Origin of the sequence: Pantoea sp. USHLN256 (assembly GCF_037149875.1) — a bacterium.
Lineage (GTDB): Bacteria > Pseudomonadota > Gammaproteobacteria > Enterobacterales > Enterobacteriaceae > Pantoea > Pantoea nemavictus.
The window spans coordinates 407,199-432,865 of sequence record NZ_JBBCQO010000003.1 but is presented as its reverse complement, the minus strand read 5'-3'; the positions used below and the strand labels follow the sequence as shown (position 1 = coordinate 432,865).

Annotated in this window: 23 protein-coding genes; 12 read left to right on the top strand and 11 right to left on the bottom strand. The window is 53.8% G+C overall.

Annotation, left to right across the window (positions count from 1 at the left end):
• Nucleotides 1–15: 15 nt before the first annotated feature.
• From galE to WFL93_RS11250, 3 genes are all read left to right on the top strand, one after another.
• On the top strand, nt 16–1,050 hold the full coding sequence (gene galE, locus WFL93_RS11260) for a UDP-glucose 4-epimerase GalE (protein WP_336778125.1): 1,035 nt from the start codon (nt 16–18) through the stop codon (nt 1,048–1,050).
• Nucleotides 1,047–2,921: a GNAT family N-acetyltransferase gene (locus WFL93_RS11255; RefSeq protein WP_336778124.1), complete on the top strand. Its 1,875-nt coding sequence runs from the start codon at nt 1,047–1,049 to the stop codon at nt 2,919–2,921. The genes galE and WFL93_RS11255 overlap by 4 nt, the downstream gene beginning before the upstream one ends.
• A gap of 195 nt (nt 2,922–3,116) precedes the next feature.
• Nucleotides 3,117–3,320: a hypothetical protein gene (locus WFL93_RS11250; protein ID WP_036620912.1), complete on the top strand. Its 204-nt coding sequence runs from the start codon at nt 3,117–3,119 to the stop codon at nt 3,318–3,320.
• 69 nt (nt 3,321–3,389) lie between these two features.
• Here WFL93_RS11250 and ahpF read toward each other — a convergent pair whose 3' ends face one another.
• The gene (gene ahpF, locus WFL93_RS11245; protein ID WP_007889515.1) at nt 3,390–4,958 is read right to left on the bottom strand and encodes an alkyl hydroperoxide reductase subunit F; all 1,569 of its coding nucleotides are present in this window, start codon (nt 4,956–4,958) and stop codon (nt 3,390–3,392) included.
• 67 nt (nt 4,959–5,025) lie between these two features.
• Entirely contained in the window at nt 5,026–5,589 is a 564-nt protein-coding gene (gene ahpC / locus WFL93_RS11240; protein ID WP_007889514.1) for an alkyl hydroperoxide reductase subunit C, read from the bottom strand.
• A 326-nt stretch (nt 5,590–5,915) separates the two neighbouring features.
• Here ahpC and WFL93_RS11235 point away from each other — a divergent pair, with 326 nt between their 5' ends.
• Nucleotides 5,916–6,368, top strand: a complete 453-nt coding sequence (locus WFL93_RS11235; protein ID WP_336778123.1) for a GNAT family N-acetyltransferase — start codon at nt 5,916–5,918, stop codon at nt 6,366–6,368.
• Here the strand turns inward: WFL93_RS11235 and apbC are convergent.
• A complete protein-coding gene (gene apbC / locus WFL93_RS11230; protein WP_336778122.1) occupies nt 6,365–7,477 on the bottom strand; it encodes an iron-sulfur cluster carrier protein ApbC in 1,113 nt (370 codons plus the stop codon). The genes WFL93_RS11235 and apbC overlap by 4 nt on opposite strands.
• A 161-nt stretch (nt 7,478–7,638) precedes the next feature.
• Here apbC and metG point away from each other — a divergent pair, with 161 nt between their 5' ends.
• Complete coding sequence (gene metG / locus WFL93_RS11225) at nt 7,639–9,672, top strand: methionine--tRNA ligase (RefSeq protein WP_007889511.1); 2,034 nt, start codon at nt 7,639–7,641, stop codon at nt 9,670–9,672.
• 186 nt (nt 9,673–9,858) lie between these two features.
• Here the strand turns inward: metG and WFL93_RS11220 are convergent, their stop codons facing one another.
• Entirely contained in the window at nt 9,859–10,215 is a 357-nt protein-coding gene (locus WFL93_RS11220; RefSeq protein WP_336778178.1) for an endonuclease domain-containing protein, read from the bottom strand.
• Nucleotides 10,216–10,373: 158 nt separating this feature from the next.
• Here WFL93_RS11220 and WFL93_RS11215 point away from each other — a divergent pair, with 158 nt between their 5' ends.
• The 5 genes from WFL93_RS11215 to sanA all read left to right on the top strand — a co-directional run bounded on the left by WFL93_RS11215 (nt 10,374) and on the right by sanA (nt 15,176).
• Nucleotides 10,374–10,757, top strand: coding sequence for a CidA/LrgA family protein (locus WFL93_RS11215; protein ID WP_007889510.1), 384 nt, complete (start codon nt 10,374–10,376; stop codon nt 10,755–10,757).
• Nucleotides 10,750–11,442, top strand: coding sequence for a CidB/LrgB family autolysis modulator (locus WFL93_RS11210; RefSeq protein WP_336778121.1), 693 nt, complete (start codon nt 10,750–10,752; stop codon nt 11,440–11,442). Before WFL93_RS11215 ends, WFL93_RS11210 begins: the two co-directional genes overlap by 8 nt.
• Before the next feature lie 124 nt (nt 11,443–11,566).
• Nucleotides 11,567–12,463, top strand: a complete 897-nt coding sequence (gene cdd / locus WFL93_RS11205; RefSeq protein ID WP_336778120.1) for a cytidine deaminase — start codon at nt 11,567–11,569, stop codon at nt 12,461–12,463.
• 160 nt (nt 12,464–12,623) lie between these two features.
• A complete protein-coding gene (locus tag WFL93_RS11200; protein WP_007889504.1) occupies nt 12,624–14,321 on the top strand; it encodes an NAD-dependent malic enzyme in 1,698 nt (565 codons plus the stop codon).
• A gap of 135 nt (nt 14,322–14,456) precedes the next feature.
• The gene (sanA, locus tag WFL93_RS11195; protein ID WP_007889503.1) at nt 14,457–15,176 is read left to right on the top strand and encodes an outer membrane permeability protein SanA; all 720 of its coding nucleotides are present in this window, start codon (nt 14,457–14,459) and stop codon (nt 15,174–15,176) included.
• A 41-nt stretch (nt 15,177–15,217) separates the two neighbouring features.
• On the opposite strand, the gene mglC is transcribed toward sanA, so the two are convergent.
• The 7 genes from mglC to WFL93_RS11160 all read right to left on the bottom strand — a co-directional run bounded on the left by mglC (nt 15,218) and on the right by WFL93_RS11160 (nt 23,457).
• A complete protein-coding gene (gene mglC / locus WFL93_RS11190; protein ID WP_007889502.1) occupies nt 15,218–16,228 on the bottom strand; it encodes a galactose/methyl galactoside ABC transporter permease MglC in 1,011 nt (336 codons plus the stop codon).
• 18 nt (nt 16,229–16,246) lie between these two features.
• Nucleotides 16,247–17,767, bottom strand: coding sequence for a galactose/methyl galactoside ABC transporter ATP-binding protein MglA (gene mglA, locus WFL93_RS11185; protein WP_007889501.1), 1,521 nt, complete (start codon nt 17,765–17,767; stop codon nt 16,247–16,249).
• Nucleotides 17,768–17,837: 70 nt separating this feature from the next.
• Complete coding sequence (gene mglB / locus WFL93_RS11180) at nt 17,838–18,833, bottom strand: galactose/glucose ABC transporter substrate-binding protein MglB (protein WP_336778119.1); 996 nt, start codon at nt 18,831–18,833, stop codon at nt 17,838–17,840.
• A gap of 305 nt (nt 18,834–19,138) precedes the next feature.
• Nucleotides 19,139–20,179, bottom strand: a complete 1,041-nt coding sequence (galS, locus tag WFL93_RS11175; RefSeq protein WP_007889499.1) for an HTH-type transcriptional regulator GalS — start codon at nt 20,177–20,179, stop codon at nt 19,139–19,141.
• Between the two features lie 142 nt (nt 20,180–20,321).
• Entirely contained in the window at nt 20,322–21,482 is a 1,161-nt protein-coding gene (gene yeiB, locus WFL93_RS11170) for a DUF418 domain-containing protein YeiB (protein ID WP_336778118.1), read from the bottom strand.
• 53 nt (nt 21,483–21,535) lie between these two features.
• Nucleotides 21,536–22,201, bottom strand: a complete 666-nt coding sequence (gene folE, locus WFL93_RS11165) for a GTP cyclohydrolase I FolE (RefSeq protein ID WP_007889495.1) — start codon at nt 22,199–22,201, stop codon at nt 21,536–21,538.
• A gap of 125 nt (nt 22,202–22,326) precedes the next feature.
• Entirely contained in the window at nt 22,327–23,457 is a 1,131-nt protein-coding gene (locus tag WFL93_RS11160) for a YbfB/YjiJ family MFS transporter (protein WP_336778117.1), read from the bottom strand.
• A gap of 99 nt (nt 23,458–23,556) precedes the next feature.
• On the opposite strand from WFL93_RS11160, the gene ptrR reads away from it, so the two are divergent.
• Nucleotides 23,557–24,468, top strand: coding sequence for a putrescine utilization regulator PtrR (gene ptrR, locus WFL93_RS11155; protein ID WP_007889490.1), 912 nt, complete (start codon nt 23,557–23,559; stop codon nt 24,466–24,468).
• Nucleotides 24,469–24,535: 67 nt separating this feature from the next.
• Nucleotides 24,536–25,660 carry an S-(hydroxymethyl)glutathione dehydrogenase/class III alcohol dehydrogenase gene (locus WFL93_RS11150; protein ID WP_007889488.1) on the top strand — a complete coding sequence of 375 codons (1,125 nt, stop codon included), beginning with the start codon at nt 24,536–24,538 and terminating at the stop codon, nt 25,658–25,660.
• The last annotated feature ends 7 nt before the right edge of the window (nt 25,661–25,667 follow it).

The window sequence follows — 25,667 nt, the reverse complement described above, 5'->3', positions numbered from 1 at the left end:
ATGGAGTGTACATTAATGAATGTCTTAATTACCGGCGGCGCGGGCTATATCGGGTCGCACATTGCACTTAGCCTGCTGCAGAAAAATCATCATGTCATTGTGCTGGATAATTTGTGTAATAGCTCGCCACTCGCTTTGCAGCGCGTGGAAGCATTAAGCGGAAAAAAGCTTAACTTCCTTCAGGGTGATATCCGTCGCCGCTCTGATTTAAACCTGGTTTTCAGTAGCCAACCCATTGATGCTGTAATCCATATGGCCGGACTTAAATCGGTTAATGAATCACTGCAAAAGCCGGTGAAGTATTACCAAAATAATATCGCCGGAACATTAATGCTGTTAGAGATGATGAAACAGCATAGCGTTAAAAAGCTCATTTTCAGCTCTTCTGCCACCGTATATGGCATTCCGGTAAAAATTCCCTTATGTGAAGGCTGCGACACCGGTAACACCACCAATCCTTATGGTGCCTCCAAATATATGGTTGAGAAAATTATGGCTGAAGTCGCTGATGCGCAGCCCGAATTAGCCATTACCGCCCTACGTTATTTTAATCCGGCGGGCGCGCATCCCTCTGGCCAGATTGGCGAACATCCCGAAGGTATTCCCAATAACTTGCTGCCCTATCTGTTTCAGGTGGCCAATGGCCTGCGCAGCCATTTACCGGTATTTGGTGACGACTATGCCACGCCAGACGGTACCGGCGTGCGTGATTACATCCACGTGATGGATTTAGCTGAAGGGCATATTCAGGCGTTGAATCGGTTACAGCCGGGCTATCGTCACTACAACCTCGGTACCGGACAAGGCTACTCGGTACTGGAAATCGTACATATGTTTGAGCAGGTCAGCGGTCGACAAGTACCACTCGATATGCGCGCGCGCCGTCCCGGCGATGTCGCCATCTGTTTATCCGATCCCGGCCAGGCAAGAAAAGAGTTGGGCTGGCAGGCAACGCGCGATCTTGAAGCCATGCTGCGGGATGCATGGCGCTGGCATACGCAAAATCCTCAGGGTTACGTCACGCAGAATGCAGGGAGCGAAATCGCATGACCATGACCAGAGAACATTTTTTATATCACTATGAGCGCCAGCTGCGCGCGTTAAAACAGTGCTTTACCGCACCTGCCACTGTGGACTGGCTGGAAACGCTACACCATTTTAAGCAGTGGCGGCAGCAGCATCAGCCGCATGAGATTGGCGTTGCCGATCTCTCTTCGATGTTTGCAGTGCCCACCAGTCGGCTGACTGGCAAAGAGTGTACGCTGCATCGCGTTTGGCTTGGCGGAGCCACACCCGCGAATGTGAATCTGACCATCGCGCAATGGCAGAACGCCATCGAAGCCAGCCATAGCCAGTTTCAGCAAACGCTGTGGGTTTGGGATGAGCAGCAGCTAGCGGCGGAAGCACGCTTTGTGCTGCAGCAAGATAGCGATGAGCTGCAGCTGGGCATCCTGTTTCTGCCCGATGCTCTGATCAGGGTAAATAGCCTGGGTGCGTTAATGCGGAACTTTGACATGGCACTTAACAACGTCTTGCAGCAATTACACGACAAGCGCTATTACGCCACGTTATCCGATTTCTTCCGGCTGGCGATTTTGAATCAGTGCGGTGGCGTATATCTGGATGCCGATACCCTTCCCGCGCAGCCTGCAACGCTATTTTTGTGTCATCCAGAGCTGCCCGATTTTCCAGCAGAAACGCAGCAACACGTCAACTGGATGAATTTGTTTACCGACGAAACCGGCATGATAATCAGCCATCAAAATAGTGCGGCTCTGTTGCAACTGCAGCAGCAGCTCAGTGCGGTTTATCGCGGCTGGCCACAACCCATACCGGAGAAAACACTCGCAACTGAACGCGCGATTTTCGAACCTTTCTATCAGTTATGGTGTGAGCAGCTGCAGGTGACGCAGCTTAGCCATCAGGATTTCAGCCGCTGTTACGCAGTCCTTGGCTTTGATGTGCCGCAACAACGCGTTTGTGGTATCAAAGGCATGCGTTTGCAGGAAGATATTCTGAGTGGCGAGCGACGTCCACTCAGCGTGGAGGAACAGCAGCACTATCAGCATACGCTGGCACAACTCACGCTGCGCGATTGGCAGCTCAGCCATCCTCTGCAGCTTGATGAGTTTGCGCCATTGTTTGCTGAACAGGATATTCTGCAAATTGCTTATGCACCGCAGTTGCGCGCCGAAATTCCTTACTATCACTATTACGGCGTACTTTCACAGGATGCGGCACTGGATAGAGTTAACGCACTATTTAGCGACTATTTAATTTGCCGTCGTGATAGGGAAATTAAAGCCGGTAATTTCTGGCAACCCGTCGGTGAATGTAAAAAATTACCGCTTTGCTTTAAACCTGGCGCTATTTCTGATGAGCGTGAACAGCGCACGATGGCGAAGCTGATTTTTAGCACCAGTTATCTTGAGTACTGTTCGGTTGATAACGTTTACTCTTCAGACATCATTAGCCTGCAGCTGCGACAAAATATCCTTCCTTTCCTTGAACAGGTTTCCGTTATCACCGATGTGCAAGGAAAGATAATCGGTTTTATCAATGCTGCGTCGGTGCGGGATTACGACCACATCAACGTCGAGTATGGTTATCGCCACGAGGTGCTGCCGCTCGATGAGGCTTACGATACGTTCGTGAATCAGCACAGTCGCCCGGAGGATTACTTTGTTTGTAGCGTGGCGCTATTGCCAGAGCAGCAGGGAAAAGGCTATTTCAATCAAGTGTTATCGCGGATGACGCAACAGGCTAAACAGCAAAAATTGCGACGCATTACCTTATGCGTCTGGCAATCCAACCCGGCATCCATGATCTACCGCAAAAAAGGCTTCGAGGTTGTCGCCTCGATGAAACAAGAAGTTAAGCGATTCAATGACGAACTGCTGTTTATGGCACTGACGCTATAGCTGTTTTACATCAATTATTGTGGCGGGAAAAAAATAACTTTCCCGCTCTCTAATTAACTCATCGATTAAGTTAGCGCTAAGTCAGTGCTAGCACCGTGCAGATTGATGCATATCAAAATATACATCGTTCAGAAACGGCTTAATGGCTCTCCGGATTTGAAGAGAAACTCCGCCCATTCCATTCCGGCAGCGATAATGAAATTAAAATTCTTCAGCTTTATTCCGCATGCACATCGATGGCACAACATCCAGATATCCCGTAAAGGCGCAATTTCGCCAGCGGGTCGCCACTATTTTTCCACTCATGTAGCAGCACAATGCAAAAGCTGCGGTGAACGGCTGCATAAAGTCTATTACCGCGATATCAGCGATGCCGAAGCAAAGCGCTGGTTAGGCTAAGGCCGTATAAAAATAAAAAAAAGCCCCGCAACACAGGTTGCAGGGCAGTTGCGTGGCTATCGCAAAAACTTATTCAGCCGGTTTGGTACGAATCAGATAATCGAAGGCGCTGAGTGAGGCTTTTGCGCCTTCACCGCTGGCGATGATGATCTGCTTGTACGGCACCGTGGTGCAGTCGCCGGCAGCGAACACGCCTTTCAGGCTGGTTTCGCACTTAGCATCAATGATGATTTCGCCCATTTTAGTGCGCTCAACCGCACCTTCCAGCCAGGTGGTATTCGGCAGCAAACCGATCTGCACGAAGATGCCGCTCAGCGCGATTTCGTGGCTGGTTTGGTTATTGCGGTCGATATAGGTCAGGCTGGTGACTTTGCTGCCGTCGCCTTTCACTTCGGTGGTCTGCGCGTTCAGAATCACATCAACGTTTTTCAGGCTGCGCAGTTTGTCCTGCAGCACTTTGTCGGCGCGCATTTCGCTGGCAAATTCCAGCAAGGTGACGTGCTCAACCAGACCGGCCAGATCGATAGCGGCTTCAACGCCTGAGTTACCACCGCCGATCACCGCAGTGCGTTTGCCTTTAAACAGCGGACCGTCGCAGTGCGGGCAGTAGGTGACGCCCTTGGTGCGATACTGCTCTTCGCCCGGTACACCCATGTTGCGCCAGCGTGCACCGGTGGCAATGATGATGCTGCGTGATTTCAGCACTGCGCCGGAGGCGGTTTCAATCGCGTGCAGACCGCCCTCTTTCGCCGCAGGAATCAGCTTAATGGCGCTCTGGGTATCAATCACATCCACGTCATAATCATCAACGTGTGCACGCAGAGAACCGGCCAGCTTAGCGCCTTCCGTTTTCGGTACTGAGATGTAGTTTTCAATGTCGACGGTGTCCAGCACCTGGCCACCAAAGCGTTCGCCCATCAGGCCAGTGCGGATGCCTTTACGCGCCGAGTAGATTGCCGCTGCCGCGCCCGCCGGGCCGCTGCCAACGATCAGCACTTCATAGGCTTCACGTTTGTTCAGCTCTTCCGCCGCGCGTTTATCCGCGTTGGTATCCACTTTACCGACGATCTCCGCCAGGCTCAGACGGCCCTGACCAAACTCTTTGCCGTTGAGGAATACCGCTGGCACGCCCATCACGTTGCGTTCGGTGATTTCGTTCTGGAACATACCGCCGTCAATCGCGGTATGGCTGATGCGCGGATTGAGTACCGCCATCAGGTTCAGCGCCTGCACCACGTCAGGACAGTTGTGGCACGACAGTGAATAGTAGGTTTCGAAATGGAAGTCGCCTTCCAGCGCCACCACCTGATCCAGCAGGCTCTGCGCTTCTTTCGAAGGGTGTCCACCGGTTTGCAGCAAGGCTAAAACCAGTGAAGTGAATTCGTGGCCCATTGGCGAACCGGCAAAGCGCGGGCCGCTATTAGCGCCTGGGTTGGTGATCAGGAATGAGGGCTTACGTACCGGACGATCGTTCTCTTCACGGAAGCTGACTTTATCTGACAAGCTCGCGATATCGGCCAGCAGAGTACGGATCTCTGCCGATTTAGCGCCATCATCCAATGTGGCAATCAACTCAACCGGTTTCGTTAGTTTCTCAAGGTAAGCCTTGAGTTGGGTTTTTAAATTGGTGTCGAGCATAGTGAGTTCCTGTCATGAAAATCGGGTGCCGTAGCACCCGATTGAGAAAGATCGAATGGCAGCTAACTTAGATTTTGCCAACCAGGTCCAGTGATGGAGCCAGCGTTGCTTCGCCTTCTTTCCATTTAGCCGGGCAAACTTCGCCTGGGTGAGAAGCAACGTACTGCGCTGCTTTCACTTTACGGATCAGGTCAGATGCGTCACGGCCAATGCCTTCGGCAGTGATTTCGATCGCCTGGATGATGCCTTCCGGATCAACGATGAAGGTACCACGGTCTGCCAGGCCTTCGTCTTCACGCATGATTTCGAAGTTGCGGGTCAGCGCGCCAGTTGGGTCACCGATCATCGCATATTTGATTTTTGCGATGGTGTCAGAAGAACCGTGCCAGGCTTTGTGGGTAAAGTGCGTGTCGGTAGAAACAGAGTAGATATCTACACCCAGTTTCTGGAATTCTTCGTGATGGTCTGCAACGTCACCCAGTTCGGTTGGGCATACGAAGGTGAAGTCAGCCGGGTAGAAGAAGAAAACACTCCATTTACCTTCAACGTCTTTCTCGGTGACTTCGATGAATTCGCCGTTTTTGAACGCTGCGTTTTTAAATGGTTTGATCTTGGTATTAATGATGGACATGGTGACCTCCGTTAAAAGATGTGATGCAAGTTACAGAATTTTCGGGCCAACTTCTAATATGCAGACGTTATCAATCAGATAACCAAAAGCTATCAAAGCGCCGACGCCAGATTTCATGCGGCTCGCGCGGGCATTCTACACAAAAAAGCCGTTGTTCTGACAGGCTTTATCTTTTCGGCGTGAAACTGCTACTTTAAGTAGCGTTGTTGCACGGATTTGTAGCGGCGCGATTTATCGCGCATCTTTTAGTCGGAACCAAACATCAACTGCACGCAATAAATTGCGCCGCTACAGCATCTGCCTACCTCACTAAATGGAGCTCTCAGGTGCAAATACGTTTTTTTGACGAAGCCGATCGGCCTTTTCTGCGCACGCTGTATCTTGCCGCGCGTCGCCATAACTGGACGTGGCTGGCTGGCGATGATTGGCAGTTAGAAGATTTCGATGCGGTGATTATGGGTGAAACCGTGCTGGTAGCCGAGCTGGACGGGCATCGCGTGGGGTTTGCGGCGGTGCTGGATAACGACAACTTTCTGCATAGCCTGTATGTCGATCCGGCTGCGCAAGGGCAAGGCGTTGGCAGCGCGCTGCTGGAAAAGGTTCAAGCACGTTTCACCTCCACCGGCGCGTTGAAATGCTTGCAACAAAATCAGGCGGCGCTGGATTTTTACCTCAAACATGGTTGGCGACGTGAAGCGGTTGGCGAGGGCGAGCAGGGAAAATATGTGCTGATGCATTTTCCGCTGGCGACACGCGCCAGCGGAAAGGGACGACGTTAAACGGCGCGGAAAGCGATATCGCCCGGGATAATTTCACCCTGCCAGTAGAGCTGTGCCGCGACGCGGCCCGCCAGTTGGCGATACAGCGCGGTAAAATCACTGTCTGGACGGCGCACCACGGTCGGTTCGCCATCATCCAGATCTTCACGCAGCGTCATGTGCAGCGGCAGCTGCGCCAACAAGCGGGTGTTATAATCTTCCACCAGCTTCTGCGCGCCGCCGGTGCCGAAAATCGGCTCGTGGTGGCCGCATTGGCTACAGATGTGCATGCTCATGTTCTCCACCACGCCCAATACCGGCACGCTGACTTTCTCGAACATCACCATGCCTTTACGTGCATCAATCAACGCAATGTCCTGCGGCGTCGTCACCACCAATGCGCCGGTCACCGGCACATTCTGCGCCAGGGTGAGCTGGATATCGCCGGTGCCTGGCGGCATGTCGAGGATTAAATAATCCAGATCCGGCCACATGGTTTCGTTGAGCAGCTGCATCAGCGCTTTGCTGGCCATCGGGCCGCGCCACACCATGGCGTTGTCGTCAGTCACCAAATAACCAATCGAGTTGGTTGCCAGGCCGTGCGCCATGATCGGTGCCATGTGCGTGCCGTCCGGCGAAGTGGGCCGCTGATTTTCGGTGCCGAGCATGTTGGGAATCGACGGTCCGTAAATATCCGCATCAAGAATGCCTACGCGCGCGCCTTCGGCGATCAGCGCCAGCGCCATATTGACTGCGGTGCTGGATTTACCCACGCCACCTTTGCCTGAACTGACGACGATGATGTTTTTCACACCGGTCGCACCCGGATGATTTTTCACCCGCTTCAGCGTGGCAATATCGTGGCGTAGCCGCCAGTCAATGGCGCTGGCTTCGGTCAGACGCAGCAGTTCGGCGCTGGTTTGCGCTTTCAACTCTTCAAAGGCGCTAGCCCAGGCGAACGGCATGATCAGCTCGATGTGCAGCTTATCATCCAGCAGCGCCACGTGGCGCAAGGCTTTCAGCGTGGTCAGATTGTGTTGCAGCGTCGGATGTTCAAAGTCACTCAGCACGCCGATGACCAGGGCCCGCAGCGCTTCAGGTGAATGATGTTGCTGGGATTGTGAAGTCATCCCTACTCCTTGTTTTTTCATCACGCCAGATTGCGGCGGTGTCTGTTCAATAATATCAGATGGGCGCTAAAAGTGACGCGGATGTCCTGTCATGTTTACGTCAGAGAGTGCTTCGGTTAACATCAATCCCCGATTTTTTACTCACGGAACGCTACGCAATCATGACTCAAGTCGCTAAAAAAATTCTGGTAACGTGCGCACTGCCGTACGCAAACGGTTCTATCCATCTCGGTCACATGCTTGAACACATTCAGGCTGACATTTGGGTCCGTTACCAGCGAATGCGTGGCAACCAGGTTCACTTCATCTGTGCTGACGACGCCCACGGCACGCCAATCATGCTGAAAGCTCAGCAGCTGGGCGTGGCGCCAGAGCAGATGATTGCCGAGATGAAGCAAGAGCACGAAACCGATTTTGCCGGCTTCAACATCGGCTACGACAACTATCACTCGACGCACAGCGATGAGAACCGTCAGCTGTCCGAGCTGATTTACGGTCGTCTGAAAGAGAATGGCTTCATTAAGAACCGCACCATTTCGCAGCTGTACGATCCTGAGAAAGGCATGTTCCTGCCGGACCGTTTCGTCAAAGGTACCTGCCCGAAATGTAAATCACCGGATCAGTATGGCGACAACTGCGAAGTGTGCAGCGCGACCTACAGCCCAACGGAGCTGATCGACCCGAAATCGGTGGTTTCTGGCGCCACGCCGGTGCTGCGTGACTCCGAGCATTTCTTCTTCGATCTGCCGTCCTTCAGCGCCATGCTGCAGGCGTGGACGCGCTCAGGTGCGCTGCAAGAGCAGGTTGCTAACAAGATGCAGGAGTGGTTTGAATCGGGTCTGCAACAGTGGGATATCTCCCGCGATGCGCCCTATTTCGGCTTTGAAATTCCTGGCGCGCCGGGCAAATACTTTTATGTCTGGCTGGATGCGCCAATTGGTTACATGGGTTCATTTAAAAACCTGTGCGACCAACGTGGCAATATCGATTTCGACGAGTTCTGGAAGAAAGATTCGACTACCGAGCTGTATCACTTTATCGGTAAAGATATCGTCTATTTCCACAGTCTGTTCTGGCCAGCGATGCTGGAAGGCAGCAACTTCCGCAAGCCAACCAACCTGTTCGTGCACGGTTATGTAACGGTGAACGGCGCGAAGATGTCTAAGTCGCGCGGCACCTTTATTAAAGCCAGCACCTGGTTGCAGCATCTGGATGCCGACAGCCTGCGCTATTACTACGCGGCTAAGCTCTCGTCACGCATCGACGATATCGACCTGAATCTGGAAGATTTCGTGCAGCGTGTGAATGCGGATGTGGTGAACAAAGTGGTTAACCTGGCATCGCGTAACGCGGGCTTCCTGACCAAACGCTTTGGCGGCAAATTGTCTGGCGAACTGGCCGATCCGGCGCTGTATCAGACCTTTGTTGATGCCTCTGAGCGGATTGGCGAAGCCTGGGCCAGTCGCGAATTTAATCGCGCAATCCGTGAAATCATGGCGCTGGCCGATCTGGCTAACCGCTATGTTGATGAGCAAGCACCGTGGGTGGTGGCGAAGCAAGAAGGCCGTGATGCCGATCTGCAAGCAATTTGCTCAATGGGCATCAACCTGTTCCGCGTATTGATGACCTGGCTGAAGCCGGTGCTGCCATCGTTGAGCGAACGTACTGAAGCCTTCCTGCAGAGCGAGCTAAGCTGGGATGCAATTGCTCAGCCGCTGCTTGATCATGACGTGGCACCGTTTAAAGCGCTATATGGCCGTATCGAGATGAGCAAAGTTGAAGCGCTGATTGAGGCCTCGAAAGAGGACGCGGCGGCGGCAAATAAGCCTGCAGCAACCGGGCCGCTGGCCGATGCGCCAATTGGTGACACCATCACCATTGATGATTTCGCCAAGGTCGATATGCGCGTGGCGCTGATTGAGAAAGCGGAGCTGGTGGAAGGTTCTGACAAGCTGCTGCGTCTGGAGCTGGATGTGGGCGGCGAGAAGCGTCAGATTTTCTCTGGCATTCGCGCGGCCTATCCGGATCCCTCCGTGCTGGTCGGCAAGATGACTATCATCGTCGCCAACCTCGCGCCGCGTAAGATGCGCTTCGGTGTTTCAGAAGGCATGGTGCTGTCTGCAGGCCCGGGCGGCAAAGATCTGTTTGTGCTGTCGGTCGATAGCGGCGCAGTGCCTGGAATGCCGGTGAAGTAAGGCGCTTCTTTTCCCTCACCCTAACCCTCTCCCGCTTGCGGGAGAGGGAACCGTTTTAAGCGAATATTTGATTCAATGCTCCACCTAACCATTCCCTTTCCCGCGCGCGGGAGAGGGGACCGTTTTAAGCGAATATTTGATTCAATGCTCCACCTAACCATTCCCTCTCCCGCGCGCGGGAGAGGGCTAGGGTGAGGGCGCAGGCCGCAACATCAACTGCCGATATACCTCATCCATCACCGCATCAAACTCTTCGAAAATCTGATGATTCCAGAAACGAATCACCCGCCAGCCACAACGCTGTAAAAATGCCGTTCGTTGTTCATCATACATTCGCGCCTGATCATCGTTATGCTGCCCGCCGTCCAGCTCAACAATCAGCAGCCTCTCAATACAGGCAAAATCTACGATATAGCACCCAATCGGATGCTGACGCCGAAACTTCACTCCGCACACATTCCGATTTCGTAAAAAATGCCATAGCCGGTATTCAGCTTCTGGCATTTTTTTACGCAGTTCACGTTGCCGTATAACCGATTTCATCCGCACGCTCTCTTTTCGCGATATTTTGCTTAGCCTACGGCATGTGTTCTGGGTGGAAAGAACGCGATAAAAAAGCTGGAATATGTATTCCAATGTGATCGCTAGCACGCTAAGCAGTGAATGCGTATGATAAAGCGCTACGAAAACAGGAGCCTGCCATGCCCGCCGTTCTCTCTGCCTGCTGGCGCTATTTGCGCGCCTTCGTCATCATTTATGCGGCGCTGTACGCCGGAATGGGGATTTCTGCCCTGCTCCCGATAACCATTCCCGGCAGCATCATCGGCATGCTGCTGCTGTTCCTGCTGTTGGCGCTACAAATCCTGCCGGTTGACTGGGTGAAGCCCGGCTGTCATTTGCTGATTCGCTATATGGCGCTGCTCTTTGTCCCCATCAGCGTGGGCGTGATGGGTTATACCGATATTCTCACCGCCCAGTTTGGCCCGATCGTGGTGTCCTGCATTGTCAGTACCTTCCTGGTGTTGCTGATTGTCGGTCTAAGCGCAGAACGGATGCAGCGCCCGCAGGAGAAAAACCATGACTGATGCCTGGTGGTCGCTGCCGCTTACCGTTATCGCCTATCTGCTGGCACGCAAGCTGGCGGCGAAAATCAATATATCCATCGTCAATCCCTTATTGGTGGCGATGGCGATTGTCATTCCGCTTCTGCTGATCACTAACATGCCCTATACACGCTATTTTGCTGGCAGCAGCCTGCTAAACCAGTTACTGCAACCGGCCGTCGTGGCGTTGGCGCTACCGCTGTATGAGCAGATGCATCAAATTCGCGCCCGCTGGAAAACCATTATCAGCGTCTGCTTCATTGGCAGTATTACCGCGATGGTCTCCGGTACCGCGATTGCGCTGTGGATGGGTGCCACGCCGGAAATCGCCGCCACCATCATGCCGAAATCAGTGACTACGCCGATTGCCATGGCGGTGTCAGGATCGCTACACGGTATTCCGGCCATTAGTGCTATCTGCGTATTGATCGCCGGCGTGCTGGGCGCGGTGTTTGGCCATATGCTGCTTAACCTGCTGCAGGTTAAAAACAAATCCTCACGCGGCCTGGCGATTGGCAATGCTTCGCATGCGTTAGGCACCGCGCGCGCAGCGGAGATCGATTATCAGGAAGGCGCGTTCAGCTCATTGGCTCTGGTGATTTGCGGCATCATTACGTCGTTACTGGCACCGTTCCTTTTCCCGCTATTAATGCATTGGTGGGGCTGAAACTTGCGAGAGATCTCGCAAAGTTGAAACAACCCAATCAGCTTGCATTGTCAGAGCGACTTGGATCACATATAAAACGTCAGGCGGCGCATCGCCGTTCATGCGTAACTGAGGCCAACACATCATGCATTCACGATTCACTACTGCTTTTTCTGCCCTGCCCGCTGCGCTGCAAGCTGCGATTCAACCGCTGCTGGATGCGCCTGATTTTCATGGCGTATTGCGTCCGCAGGATATCGCGCAACTGAAACAGCTGACCGGTCTGGATGATGATGCCTTGGCGCTGGAACTGCTGCCGCTGGCCGCCAGTTGCGCCGTGGCAACCGTGTCTCATTTTAATGTCGGCGCGATTTCGCGTGGCGTCAGCGGCCACTGGTACTTCGGCGCCAACATGGAGTTCCTGCACGCGCCGCTGCAACAAACGGTGCACGCAGAGCAAAGTGCCATTACGCATGCCTGGCTGCGCGGTGAAGAGAAACTGGCAGCGATTACCGTCAACTACACGCCGTGCGGCCATTGCCGCCAGTTTATGAACGAGCTGAACAGCGGCACGGCGATTCGCATCAGCCTGCCGGGACGCGCCGTTAGCACGCTGGGCGACTATCTGCCGGATGCGTTCGGTCCCGCCGATTTGAACATTACTGAACGTCTGCTGACGCCGGTCAATCACGGTTTTGCTGTGCAGGGTGAGGCGCTGCAGCAGGCGGCGATTGAAGCCGCGAATCACAGTCACGCCCCTTATAGCCTGAGTTACAGCGGCGTAGCGCTGCTGAGCCACAGCGGCAAGACCTTTACCGGCCGCTATGCAGAAAACGCGGCTTTTAACCCAAGCTTGCCGCCGCTGCAGGCTGCGCTGATTCTGATGAACATGAGTAACGAAGCGCTCGATACCATTCAGCAAGCAGTACTGGCGGAATGTCAGGACAGCACGCTCAGCCAGTTGGATGCCACGCGTGCGACGCTGGCGGCGTTAGGATGTGAGGATTTCTCACTTACTTTAGTTTCGAAAACATCAGTTTAGTGATCCTTTTACCGCTTTTGTGACCTTCTGTTAACAAAAGCTGTACATCTGCAGGAATTTTCATAGGATCGGGCGCCAGAACCTCTTCACTTCAAGATGGACTGGCGTTACCTTTTCCCGGCGATACGTCAGAAAACACTGCAACCGGAGCAAGCACTGCATGGAACTCGACTACGAAAGTAAACGCCCGCTGTATATTCCTTATGCGGGTCCGATCCTGCTGGAATTTCCGCTGTTGAATAAAGGCAGCGCCTTCACCCTCGAAGAACGTAACGAATTTAACCTCAACGGCCTGCTCCCTGAAGCGGTAGAAACCATCGAAGAGCAGGCAGAACGTGCCTGGCGCCAGTTCCTGGATTTCAAAAACAATAACGACAAGCATGTTTACCTGCGCAACATCCAGGATACCAACGAAACCCTGTTCTACCGCCTGCTCGACAATCATCTGGAAGAGATGATGCCAATTATCTACACCCCAACGGTCGGCGCCGCCTGTGAACACTTCTCAGAGATCTACCGTCGCGCGCGCGGCGTATTTATCTCGTATAACAACCGCGACCGCATTGAAGACATGCTGCAGAACGCCACCAAGCAGAATGTAAAAGTGATCGTGGTTACCGATGGCGAGCGTATTCTCGGCCTCGGCGATTTAGGCATCGGCGGCATGGGTATCCCAATCGGTAAGCTGTCTCTGTACACCGCCTGTGGCGGCATCAGCCCGGCTTACACCTTGCCGGTGGTGCTGGATGTCGGCACCAATAACCAGCAGCTGCTGAACGATCCGCTCTACATGGGCTGGCGCCATCCGCGCATCACCGGTGAAGAGTACGAAGAGTTTGTGAACGAGTTCATTCAGGCAGTAAACCGCCGCTGGCCGAACGTGCTGTTGCAATTCGAAGACTTCGCACAGAAAAACGCCATGCCGCTGCTGGAGCGCTATCGCGATGAGATCTGCTGCTTTAACGATGACATTCAGGGCACCGCTGCTGTTACCGTCGGTACGTTGATTGCCGCCAGCCGCGCTGCTGGCAGCCGCCTGTGCGAGCAGAAAGTGGTGTTCCTCGGTGCCGGTTCCGCCGGTTGTGGTATCGCCGAGCAGATCATTGCGCAGATGAAGTCTGAAGGTTTAAGCGATGATGAAGCGCGTGGCCGCGTAATGATGGTGGATCGTTTTGGTCTGCTGACGGACAAACTGCCTAATCTGCTCAATTTCCAAAGCAAACTGGTGCAGAAGAGCGAAAACCTCAAAGATTGGGATACCAGCAGCGACTCGATCTCACTGTTGGATGTGGTACGCAATGCCAAGCCCGATATTCTGATCGGCGTGTCAGGTCAACCTGGCCTGTTCACCGAAGAGATTATCCGTGAGATGCATAAGCACACCAAACGTCCGATCGTGATGCCGCTGTCCAACCCGACCTCACGCGTGGAAGCGACACCAGCCGACATCATCGCCTGGACTGACGGTGCCGCGCTGGTTGCCACCGGCAGCCCGTTCTCACCGGTGAGCTGGAAAGGCAAAACCTATCCAATTGCTCAGTGCAATAACTCCTATATCTTCCCGGGCATCGGTTTAGGTGTGATCGCTTCAGGCGCCAGCCGCGTAACCGATTCAATGCTGATGACCGCGAGCCGCGCGCTGGCCGACTGCTCACCGCTGGCCAACGACGGCGAAGGCCCGGTTCTGCCGGAAATCAAAGATATTCAGGGCGTTTCCAAGCTGATTGCCATTGAAGTGGGCAAAGCTGCACAGCTGGCTGGCGTGGCGGTTGTCACCTCTGAAGATGTCTTATCGAAAGCTGTCAGCAACAACTTCTGGCTGCCGCAATATCGTCACTATCGTCGTACCTCGATTTAAGACGAAACATGCTCGGACCTTGTAGGTCCGAGCATGTTTAAAAAAACGCCGGCCAACTGGCGTTTACTTGCTTCCCCCGCCCGCCTCAAGTAGCCTTTATCCATTCTGAATTCTGCCAACCGAGTGCCCGCGCGCATGATTAAACGCGTTTTCTTTGGTCTGTTTTTCATCATCTTACTGATGGTGGCGACCGCGCTCGGCCTGGATCGCTGGATCAGCTGGAAAACGGCGCCCTTTATTTACGAAGATGTCACCTCGCTGCCGCACCGTCAGGTCGGCGTGGTCTTGGGCACGGCGAAGTACTATCGCACCGGCGTCATCAACCAGTATTACCTCTATCGCATTCAGGGCGCGTTGAACGCCTACAACAGTGGCAAGGTGAATTATCTGCTGCTGAGCGGCGACAATGCACAGCAAAGTTATAACGAACCGATGACCATGCGCCGCGATTTGATTAAAGCGGGCGTCGCGCCGTCGGACATCGTGCTGGATTACGCCGGCTTCCGTACGCTCGATTCGATTGTGCGCACGCGCAAGGTGTTCGATACCAACGATTTCATCATCATTACCCAGCGCTTCCACTGTGAGCGCGCGTTGTATATCGCGCAGCATCTGGGCATTCAGGCGCAGTGTTATGCGGTGCCATCGCCGAAAAACATGCTGTCGGTACGCTTCCGTGAAGTGGGTGCGCGTTTAGGTGCGCTGGCGGATTTGTATTTGATGAAGCGCGAGCCACGCTTCCTCGGCCCATTAGTGCCGATTCCGGCAGTGCATGAAATACCGGAAGATGCGCAGAGTTATCCGGCGGTGACGCCCGAGCAGTTATTAGAACTGGAAGAGAAACTGCAGAAATAAAAAAGGGTCGCATGAAGGCGACCCTTTTTTGATGATGTTTGTTACTTCTTACGCGCGTATTTCAATGAATCCAGTGCCACGGCGAAGATGATGATGCCGCCCTTGATGATGTACTGCCAATAAGGGTTTACGCCGATATAGGTCAGGCCATAGTTGATTACGGTGAAGATGATGACACCGGTCACCACGCCCGCCACAGAACCCACGCCACCGGCAAACGACACGCCGCCGACCACACAGGCTGCAATTGCATCCAGCTCATACATAAAGCCGAGGTTGTTGGTGGCGCTGCCGATACGGCCCGCTTCCAGCATGCCGCCGAACGCATAGAACACGCCAGACAAGGCATACACCAGAATCAGGTTGAACGGTACGTTCACACCAGACACTTTCGCGGCTTCCGGGTTACCACCGATAGCGAAGATGTTTCTGCCGAAGCGGGTTTTATTCCACAGCACCCAGACAAATACGATGGCAATCACGGCGTAGAAGGTGATGAACGACAGTTTGAAATCACCGAAACGCAGGAAGCCTTGGGCAAATTTGGAGAAGCCAGGATCGAAACCAGCAATCGGCGATGCGCCCACAAAGTCGTAATAGAGTGAGTTGATACCGTAAACGATGATCATGGTGCCCAAGGTGGTGATAAATGGCGTTACCTTGAGGTAAGCAATAATCACGCCGTTCACCAGACCAATCACACCACCGATGATGCACACGGTCAGGATAACTACGGGAATGGGTACGGTATCCAGATGCGGAAACACCTTGTTAGCGTTATCCATCGCCTGCAGCAGCGTCGCCGCAACCACCGCGGCCAAGCCCACCTGACGACCGGCCGACAGGTCAGTACCCTGGGTGACAATTAATCCGGCCACACCCAGCGCGATAATAATACGCACCGAGGATTGGGTCAGAATGTTACTCAGGTTCATTAAACTTAAAAACGTCGGATCCTGGAAAATAATAATTGCCAGCAGTACAAACAGGACAACGTAAATGCCGCCCTCTTTTAACCAGGTTAGCGCATTCTTTTTAGTAGTCGCTTTCATGTTAAAGCCCTTGCTTCATTAAAGGTGTAATGACGCTAAACGCAGGATTTCATTCTGCGAGGTCGTTTTGGTATCAACAATGCCCGCTACCTGGCCATTACTCATCACTAGAATACGATCGGTAATACCCAACAGCTCTGGCATTTCAGAAGAGATAATAATGATGCCCTTCTCTTTCTTCGCCAACTCAGCAATAAGTTGGTAAATTTCGAACTTCGCGCCCACATCAATCCCGCGCGTCGGTTCATCAAGCATCAATATTTCCGGCTGCGTTAATAACCAACGACCAATAATTACTTTCTGTTGGTTACCACCGGAAAGCGAACCTATTTGCGTATGATGACCGGGCGTTTTCACGCGCATCGAATCAATCACCCACTGGGTATCGCTCTTCATGCGTTTATTATCGAGCAGACCCATGCTGGATTTATACTTTTTAATATTGGAGATAAGCGAGTTAAAGCCAATATCCAGATAAGCATAAATACCGGTGGAACGACGCTCTTCTGTCACCAGCGCAAAGCCATGGTTTATCGCTTCGTTGGCGCTGTGGTTATTAATGCTCTTGCCGTGCAATTTAATGGTGCCGCCTGACTTCTCGCGAATACCAAACAGCGTTTCGACGATGTCAGTACGCTTGGCGCCTACCAGGCCGGCAATACCCAGAATCTCCCCTTTATGCAGATCAAAAGAGATATCGCGAATCGACGGCTGACGCAGTGAGGTTAAGTGACGCACCTCGAGAATCACTTCACCCGGCACGTTAGTTTTATCCGGGAAACGTTGGTTCAATGAACGACCAACCATCATCGAGATGATTTTGTCCATATCCAGCCCTTCCAGCGGCTGGGTGGCGATCCACTGTCCATCACGCAAAATGGTGATCTCATCGCACAGCTGGAAAATCTCCTCCATCTTATGCGAGATATACACAATGCCGCAGCCACGATCTTTCAGCTTACGGATAATGGTAAACAGGTGATTAACTTCTTTTTCGGTCAGCGACGAGGTTGGCTCATCCATAATGACAATTTTCGCGTCATAGGAGAAAGCCTTGGCAATTTCAATCATCTGCATTTGTGAAACAGACAAGGTCGCCACTTTATCGCGCGGATCGATATCAATATCTAATTCATCAAAGATCGCTTTAGTATCGCGATACATTTTATCCTGATCGACAAACACGCCTTTACGCGGATAACGGCCAAGCCACATGTTATCCATTACGTTGCGTTGCAGAACCAAGTTTAATTCCTGATGCACCATCGACACGCCATTTTCCAGCGCCTCTTTGGAGCTCTTATAATCAATTTCCTCACCCTGAAACAGGATGCTCCCCGTATCCTTTTTATAAATCCCAAACAGACATTTTAATAATGTAGATTTCCCGGCGCCGTTTTCTCCCATTAATGCATGGACGGAGTGCGGCCGCACTTTTAAATTCACATTATCTAAGGCTTTAACCCCTGGAAATGATTTCGAGACATTCGTCATCTCCAGCAGATATTCACGCTGTGTGGTCGGATTCTCACTGGCCATAATTTACCTGGCTAAATAAAGCGTTGGTCAGATGCAATAAGGCGCGGCGAAGTGCCGCGCCCAGGATGAATTACTTCACGAACTGCGACAGATTTTCTTTATCTACTGGTACGTAAGGAACACGTACGATTTTGTTGTCCATCTTGAAGTTAGTACCTGCAGTTGGCTCTTTGCCATCCGCCAGGTTTTTCGCGATATCCAGCGTGGCTTTCGCCTGGTTTTCCGCATCGTTCAATACGGTACCCGCCAGTGCGCCCGATTTCACCAGCGCCAGCGCTTCTGGCAGTGCATCGACGCCAAACACCGGAATGCTGGTTTTGTTGTGCGCTTTCAGCGCTTCAACCGCACCCATCGCCATTGCATCGTTGTTAGCGATGATCACTTCAATTTTGTCGGCGTTCGGGCCAGAGAGCCAGGCGTCAACTTTGTCTTTAGCCTGAGCGGTATCCCACATTGCGGTATCCATCGCCAGCTGCTGCGTTTTCAGACCGTCTTTGTTCAGGGTATCGATCACGTATTTAGTACGCGCTTCGGCATCCGGATGGCCCGGCTCACCTTTCAGCAGCACGAACTGAATCTGGCCATCTTTGTTCAGATCCCAGGCCGGCGTCGCTTTCCAGTGCTTCTCAATCAGCTGACCCTGGATAATGCCCGACTCTTTAGAATCGGTACCGACGTAATAGGCTTTCGGGTAGCTTGCCAGCACTTTCGCGTTCGGCTCTTTGTTGAAGAACACCACTGGCACGTCATTGCCACGCGCTTTATCAATGACAACGGCCGCAGCAGCCGGGTCCACCAGGTTAATCGCCAGCGCTTTCACGCCTTTCGCCATCAACACGTCGATCTGGTCGTTCTGCTTAGATTGGTCATTCTGCGAGTCATTCATCAGCAGCTGAATGCCGCCCAATGATTTCGCCTCTTTCTCAATGTCCTTACGCACCATCGACATGAAGTTGTCGTCGTATTTGTAAATCGTCACGCCAATGCGGGTATCGGCGGCGTGCGCAGTTGCACCAAACATCATGCTGGCAACCAGTGCTGTGAGCGTGAAAACCTTCTTATTCATGGTATCTCCGGTTTTTTATGTAGGGCATTTCATTGCGCCGTATTGCCTGTAGCAACCAGCGCCGTCGGTTTTAACTTGAATCCATGGGGCGGACGCGTAACGCAAAGCCGGGCCACCATCGCCATCCTGACTTCCCTGTAGGTAAACGCTTCCTGAAGAGTGTTGTGAACTATTTCAATCGGCTACTGAAACCTGCTGGCAGAAGGATTGACCAGCGTTACATGATGTTTCAGTCCGGTAAGACGCTGCCATCATAGTGAGCAGCATGTTAATTAACTGTGAATGCAATCACAGATTGGAAACGGTTACACAGGGCTATCGCCTGAATTAGTGACCGACTCCACAATTTGCCGCTGGGCCACCGAATGACGACGTACCAGCGTCGGCATAAAGCAGTGCGTCGCCAGCTCATCTAACTCGCCGGCCGCACCTTTTAGCGCCAATTCTGTCGCTAATTTCGCCATAGAAACAATAGGATAGCGAACCGTGGTTAATTGAGGATCGGTGTAACGTGAGATAGGGATATCGTCAAAACCTATCACCGAGAAATGCTGTGGTACCTGAATGCCATTGTCCTTTAAAGCCGTCAATGCGCCCGCTGCCATGCCGTCATTGTAGGAAAACACCGCTGTTAAATGTAAGTTACGGCCAAGCAGTTCCACCATCGCTGCTTCGCCGCCTTGCATATCGGGTTCCGCATGCGCAATCCACGACTCCTGCGGGCGAATCCCCTGCTCTGCCAAGGCTTGCAGCCAACCTTCACGTCGTTGCGTGACATCTTCAATCGGATGGCTAGAGCTGAGAAAACCAATGCGCTGATGACCAAGATGTAACAACATGCGCGTCGCTACCTGTGCGCCGGTGACGTTATCAAGGCAGACACAACGATGCTCATAACCCGGAATTGTGCGGTTAATCAGGACCATACCAGGAACGTGATCCATAAATTGGATTAATTCTGCGTCTGAAAGCGTTTTCGCGTGCACCACCAACGCATTGCAGCGTTGACGTATTAGCACCTCAATTGCGTGACGCTCTTTCTCCTCCTGGTGCCAGGAGTTGCTGATTAACACGTGTTTGTGCACGCGCTGTGCCACGGTATCCACCGCTTTTACTAACGCGCCAAAGAAGGGGTCGGAGACATCCATCACTACCACACCGATGGTGTCACTGATTTGCGTAGCCAGCGCCTGCGCATTGGCATTTGGGCGATAGCCTAACGCGTCAACCGCTGCCAGCACGGCTTCACGGGTATCGGCGGTGACTGCACTGCTGTTATTGAGCACACGCGACACGGTGGCTACTGACACACCGGCCTGACGGGCGACATCACGAATCGTTATCATGCAGCTGTTCCACAGAGGCTGAAAATGCGCGACGAGCGCGTAACGGCGCTATTTTGTCAGGGCATGTGGCACGGCTGCGTGAATCACGTCACATCAATGAAAACGGTTACATACAATTCTGCAACCTTTGTGATGAACATCATTATCTGATGGAAGATGAGGGGGTTGCTTTGCCGGCAGCCAGACGCGTCAGTTTGCGCCACATCCACTCCATGGGGCCTTGCGGGAAGTAGCGCAGCCACATCACGGAAAACAGGATATTGATCAGCCAGATAACCGGTACAAAGGCCAGCAGCTGCAGACGATCAAACTTGAGGAACAGGTTGAAGCGGTAAAAAAGCGTGGTGCAAATCAGGGTCTGTAACAGGTAATTGCTCAATGCCATGCGGCCAACGCATTGAATCGCGTAGCTGATACGCGTTGCCGCAATTTGCGGCCAGAAACCAAGACAAAGTGCGGCATAGCCCAGGCTGATAAATGGACTGGCGAGATCGCGCGGCACCTGCAGGAAGAAGCCGGTCCAGCGGAACTCCCAGCCAATCATCCACTGCGCGGCAATGCCGGGAATGGCGATCAACCAGCCAATGGTCAGCAGCAGCGCCGCCGAGCGGCGATAGTGTTGCACACTAAAATGCCCGCTGAGCCAGCCGCTGCGCATCAACGCCGCGCCAATCAGCATTAAGCCTGCCAGCTGCCAGCCATATTGTGACGCCAGCGCCATCAGGCCCGATGACAAATGATCAAGCCGATTCTGCACCGCTTCCCAGCCCCCAAGCAGTTTCCAGTAGCTTTCGTATTGCAGATCCGCCGCGCCCGGCAGCCAGGAACGCGTCGGATTTGGGCTAGAAATCGCGCCAAATACCAGCAGCACCGCGCAGCCGACCAAATAGAGTAATGCGCCGGTTTGTAACAGCGCGCGGTCGGACGGCACATCGCGCAGCATGCGCCAGATAATTAGCCCAATCAGGCCATAATCCAGCAGGATGTCGCCTTCCCAGAAAAATAGGCCGTGAATGAAACCGAGCAGTACCAGCAGCGTGAGGCGCGCCGACATCCAGCGGCTGCCGCGCGGTGCTTGCATATACAGCCCGGCACCAAACAACAAAGCAAATAGCGTGAGGAATTTGAGCTGCGCCAGGCCATCCATGATCGCCCATGTCCAGGCATCGGCGAGCGAAACCTCTCCTTGCCACGCGGGATTAAGATAGGCCGCGGCCGGCAACGCAAAGCCGACAATGTTCAGCAGTAAGATGCCGAGAATGGCGCAACCACGAATGAAATCCAGCGCGAGATAGCGTTGCATCGAGTGCCCTGCAGCAGTGAGGAGAGCGGGCGACAAGCCGTCGCCCAAAATGATTAGCTGTGGCGAACCGCGCGCAGGAACTCCTGACGCGTGTTCTGGCTGGATTTGAACAAACCACCCAGCGAAGTGGTGGTGGTCGCGCTGGTGGCATCTTTCACGCCACGCGCTTTCACGCAGTAATGCACCGCATCAATCGATACCGCGACGTTATTGGTGCCGAGCAGCGTTTGCAGCGCCACCAGCACTTGCTGCGTCAGGCGCTCTTGCACCTGCGGGCGTTGGGCAAAGAACTGCACGATACGGTTGATTTTCGACAGGCCAATCACCTTCTCTTTCGGGATATAAGCCACGGTCGCTTTGCCATCGATAATCACAAAGTGATGTTCGCAGGTGCTGGTCAACGTGATATCGCGCACGGTTACCATCTCATCAACCTTCATCTTGTTTTCGATGACGGTGATTTTTGGGAAGTTGGCGTAATCAAGACCTGAGAAGATTTCATCGACATACATTTTGGCGATGCGATGCGGCGTCTCCATCAGGCTGTCATCTTCCAGGTCCAGATTTAGCAGCTGCATAATTTGGGTCATGTGACCAGCGATTTCACGCTTACGCGCGGCGTCATCCATATCACGCACCGGGGCGCGTAATGGCGTTTCCAGACCACGCGCCAACAGCGCTTCGTGAACCAGGGCGGCTTCCTGACTTAAGGTACTCATCTTAACTCTTCTCCGGCAGGTGATGCGCCCGCGGGTCTTCGCCCACGGGGGAAATTCTGAGCGCGTATTGTGAAATACTCCGCGCCCTTAATCCAGCAATCATTCCGATAGAAGATGAAAGCTTTTCATCGCGCGTGGCGACGTAAAACCAGCATCCCGGCAAGGATCAAGCTGACGCCAGCCACCCACAGCGCGGGTTCCAGTCGATGCCACAGCAAGCTGGAGATCCACGACAGCAGCGGACCACCCAACTGCCCTACCGCATAACCGGTGGTTAGCAATCCGGCTAAATAACACGCGTGCTGCGGCGCCAGTTCACGGCCATATTGCAGCGCCAGCTGCACCACACACAGAAAGCCACCACCGATCAATGCGGCGCCAAGCATCAGGCCATTTAAGCCTGGCAGGACAATCGCGGCGATAACGCCCAGCGCCTGCGCCCATAACACGATGGCAAGACGCCGATGGCTGCTGCCCCAATGGCGCGTCAGGATGCCCAACACAATGCCGATGACTGCCGCGCCGCCAAACACTGGCCAGACAAATTGCGCAAACGCGCTGTCAGGGAAACGCGCCGCCGCCATTTGCGACAGAAAAGTGGCGGGCAGAATGTAACCGAAGCCGGCCAGACTGTAGCTCAACACCAATCGCTTAAGATCGCCATTGAGCACCAGCGGCGCAGCGGCTTGATCGGGCCGATGCAGTTGACCGCTGCGCGGTAGAAAGCGCGCAATGGCTGCAATTAATAACAACGCCAGCACACCATAAGCCGCCCACGCAAACGCCGCGCTGACGCCGCTGGCGTGCAGGACCACGGCCAGCATGCCGCTGATGAAAATCCCGGTGCCCGGACCGGCAAATACCGCCGCCAGCATTCCCGGACGTCCGTGATGGTGCAGTTGATCGCTGGCCCAGGCCGCCAGCAATACCATTGCCCAGCCGCTAGCCCAGCCGATCAGGAAGCGAATCAGGCCATGCAGCCACGGTCCACTGACGCACGCCGATAGCAGCGTTAATACCACCGCGCCCCACACGCCCGCCTGCAAACGCCACTCCACGCGATGACGCGCACGCATTGCATCAAAGGATCCAAACAGATAACCCAGATAGTTGAGTGCCGCTACCAGGCTGGCGCTGGTGAGCGTCAGCTGATGGTCATGAATCATCAATGGAACCTGCGGTGTGAAAGCAAATCGCCCAATCCCCATCGCAACCACTAAACTTAAGAACGCGCTAAGCGCAACTCGAAACGCCATACCGACCTCAGGATGTTTTATCACTTGTCACTAGCATGCATGACGTTTAAACTCACGGAAAGTGAATAATACTAACCAAGTTGTTTACGAGAAGAGAATATGGATTTAGTACAGCTCCGCATGTTTTGCTCCGTGGCCGAATCCGGTTCGCTAGCCCGTGCCGCCGAGCAGCTCCATCGCGTACCTTCCAATCTCACCACGCGTCTGCGCCAGCTGGAAGATGAAATTGGCGTGGATTTGTTTATTCGTGAGAAGCAACGCATTCGCCTGTCGCCGATGGGACACAATTTTCTTAACTATGCGCAGCGCATCCTGGCGCTGAGCGATGAGGCGCTGAATATGGCACGCGCCGGAGAACCCGGCGGCAACTTCGCGCTCGGTTCGATGGAGAGCACCGCGGCGACGCGTTTGCCGGCGCTGCTGGCAGCGTATCACCAGCGCTTTCCGGCGGTTGAGCTCTCGCTGATCACCAACACCTCCGGTGAGATCATCGATAAAGTACGTGAAGGCACGCTGGCGGCGGCACTGGTGGACGGCCCGGTGGCGCACGACGATCTCAACGGCTGCATTGCCTTTAATGAGCAGATGGTGCTGATTACCAGTCCGGAACACGCGCCGATTGCCAGCGCGCGCGATGTGCAGGGCGATACATTGTTTGCGTTCCGCAACAGCTGCTCCTACCGCACCAAACTGGAAGCCTGGTATCGCGAGAGCCAAACCGCGCCGAGCAGCGTAATGGAGATTCAGTCCTATCACGCGATGGTGGCCTGCGTCGCGGGTGGCGCGGGCGTGGCGATGATTCCCGCCTCGGTGCTGGCGCAGATGCCAGCCCGTGCGCGCGTCCAGGAGCATGCGTTACCGCCCGCTTACCGCGATACCGCCACCTGGCTAATGTGGCGACGCGATGCGTTTACGCCCAACGTGGAAGCGCTGAAGTATTTGATTATTGAGTTATTTGACGACCGCCCGGTTAACGACGAACTGCGGCATCCGCTGCACGTTACTGAGTGAGTTTCTTTGTTATCGACATCACGACCATCGGGGCCACTTACCCCGTATCTACAGGAAGAGGGATTGCATGAACATGATTAAAACTCGCGCCGCCGTTGCCTGGGCAGCTGGCGAACCGCTGAAAATCGAAGAAGTGGATCTGATGCCGCCGCAGAAAGGTGAAGTGCTGGTGCGCATTGTGGCAACCGGCGTGTGCCATACCGATGCTTACACCTTGTCTGGACAAGATCCTGAAGGCGTATTCCCGGCGATCCTCGGCCATGAAGGCGGCGGCGTAGTAGAAGCCGTCGGCGAAGGCGTCACCAGCGTGGCCGTCGGCGATCACGTGATTCCGCTTTACACGCCAGAGTGCGGCAAGTGTAAGTTCTGTCTCTCCGGTAAAACCAACCTGTGCCAGGCGATTCGCGCCACTCAGGGCAAAGGTTTAATGCCAGACGGTACCACCCGCTTCTTCAAAGATGGCAAGCCGATTTTCCACTACATGGGCACCTCAACCTTCTCTGAGTACACCGTCGTTCCGGAAATATCGCTGGCGGTGATCAGCAAAGAAGCCCCGCTGGAAGAAGTGTGCCTGCTGGGCTGCGGCGTCACTACCGGCATGGGCGCGGTGATGAACACCGCTAAAGTCAAAGAGGGCGACACCGTGGCAATCTTCGGCCTCGGCGGCATCGGTTTGTCAGCCATCATTGGCGCGAAAATGGCGAAAGCGGGCCGCATCATCGGTATCGATCTCAACACCAGCAAATTCGATCTGGCGCGCAAACTGGGCGCAACCGATCTGATCAACCCGAAAGATCACGACAAGCCGATTCAGGATGTGATCGTTGAGCTGACCGACGGCGGTGTCGATTTCTCCTTCGAATGCATCGGTAACGTCAACGTGATGCGTTCGGCGCTGGAGTGCTGCCACAAAGGTTGGGGCGAATCGGTGATTATCGGCGTAGCGGGCGCGGGCCAGGAGATCTCAACCCGTCCGTTCCAGCTGGTGACCGGTCGCGTATGGCGTGGTTCCGCCTTTGGTGGCGTAAAAGGCCGCTCGCAGTTGCCGGGTATCGTGCAGGATTACCTTGATGGTAAGTTTGCGTTGAACGATTTCATCACCCACAACCTGCCGCTGGAAGAGATTAACGACGCCTTTGATCTGATGCATGAAGGGAAATCGATCCGTACGGTAGTGCACTTTAGCAAGTAATCAGGAG

Bases quoted from the DNA above. Each gene is read 5' to 3' on its own strand.
- galE (WP_336778125.1), top strand. From the start codon at position 16: ATGAATGTCTTAATTACCGGCGGCGCGGGCTATATCGGGTCGCACATT.
- WFL93_RS11255 (WP_336778124.1), top strand. From the start codon at position 1,047: ATGACCATGACCAGAGAACATTTTTTATATCACTATGAGCGCCAGCTG.
- WFL93_RS11250 (WP_036620912.1), top strand. From the start codon at position 3,117: ATGAAATTAAAATTCTTCAGCTTTATTCCGCATGCACATCGATGGCAC.
- ahpF (WP_007889515.1), bottom strand. From the start codon at position 4,958: ATGCTCGACACCAATTTAAAAACCCAACTCAAGGCTTACCTTGAGAAA.
- ahpC (WP_007889514.1), bottom strand. From the start codon at position 5,589: ATGTCCATCATTAATACCAAGATCAAACCATTTAAAAACGCAGCGTTC.
- apbC (WP_336778122.1), bottom strand. From the start codon at position 7,477: ATGACTTCACAATCCCAGCAACATCATTCACCTGAAGCGCTGCGGGCC.
- metG (WP_007889511.1), top strand. From the start codon at position 7,639: ATGACTCAAGTCGCTAAAAAAATTCTGGTAACGTGCGCACTGCCGTAC.
- WFL93_RS11220 (WP_336778178.1), bottom strand. From the start codon at position 10,215: ATGAAATCGGTTATACGGCAACGTGAACTGCGTAAAAAAATGCCAGAA.
- WFL93_RS11215 (WP_007889510.1), top strand. From the start codon at position 10,374: ATGCCCGCCGTTCTCTCTGCCTGCTGGCGCTATTTGCGCGCCTTCGTC.
- WFL93_RS11210 (WP_336778121.1), top strand. From the start codon at position 10,750: ATGACTGATGCCTGGTGGTCGCTGCCGCTTACCGTTATCGCCTATCTG.
- cdd (WP_336778120.1), top strand. From the start codon at position 11,567: ATGCATTCACGATTCACTACTGCTTTTTCTGCCCTGCCCGCTGCGCTG.
- WFL93_RS11200 (WP_007889504.1), top strand. From the start codon at position 12,624: ATGGAACTCGACTACGAAAGTAAACGCCCGCTGTATATTCCTTATGCG.
- sanA (WP_007889503.1), top strand. From the start codon at position 14,457: ATGATTAAACGCGTTTTCTTTGGTCTGTTTTTCATCATCTTACTGATG.
- mglC (WP_007889502.1), bottom strand. From the start codon at position 16,228: ATGAAAGCGACTACTAAAAAGAATGCGCTAACCTGGTTAAAAGAGGGC.
- mglA (WP_007889501.1), bottom strand. From the start codon at position 17,767: ATGGCCAGTGAGAATCCGACCACACAGCGTGAATATCTGCTGGAGATG.
- mglB (WP_336778119.1), bottom strand. From the start codon at position 18,833: ATGAATAAGAAGGTTTTCACGCTCACAGCACTGGTTGCCAGCATGATG.
- galS (WP_007889499.1), bottom strand. From the start codon at position 20,179: ATGATAACGATTCGTGATGTCGCCCGTCAGGCCGGTGTGTCAGTAGCC.
- yeiB (WP_336778118.1), bottom strand. From the start codon at position 21,482: ATGCAACGCTATCTCGCGCTGGATTTCATTCGTGGTTGCGCCATTCTC.
- folE (WP_007889495.1), bottom strand. From the start codon at position 22,201: ATGAGTACCTTAAGTCAGGAAGCCGCCCTGGTTCACGAAGCGCTGTTG.
- WFL93_RS11160 (WP_336778117.1), bottom strand. From the start codon at position 23,457: ATGGCGTTTCGAGTTGCGCTTAGCGCGTTCTTAAGTTTAGTGGTTGCG.
- ptrR (WP_007889490.1), top strand. From the start codon at position 23,557: ATGGATTTAGTACAGCTCCGCATGTTTTGCTCCGTGGCCGAATCCGGT.
- WFL93_RS11150 (WP_007889488.1), top strand. From the start codon at position 24,536: ATGAACATGATTAAAACTCGCGCCGCCGTTGCCTGGGCAGCTGGCGAA.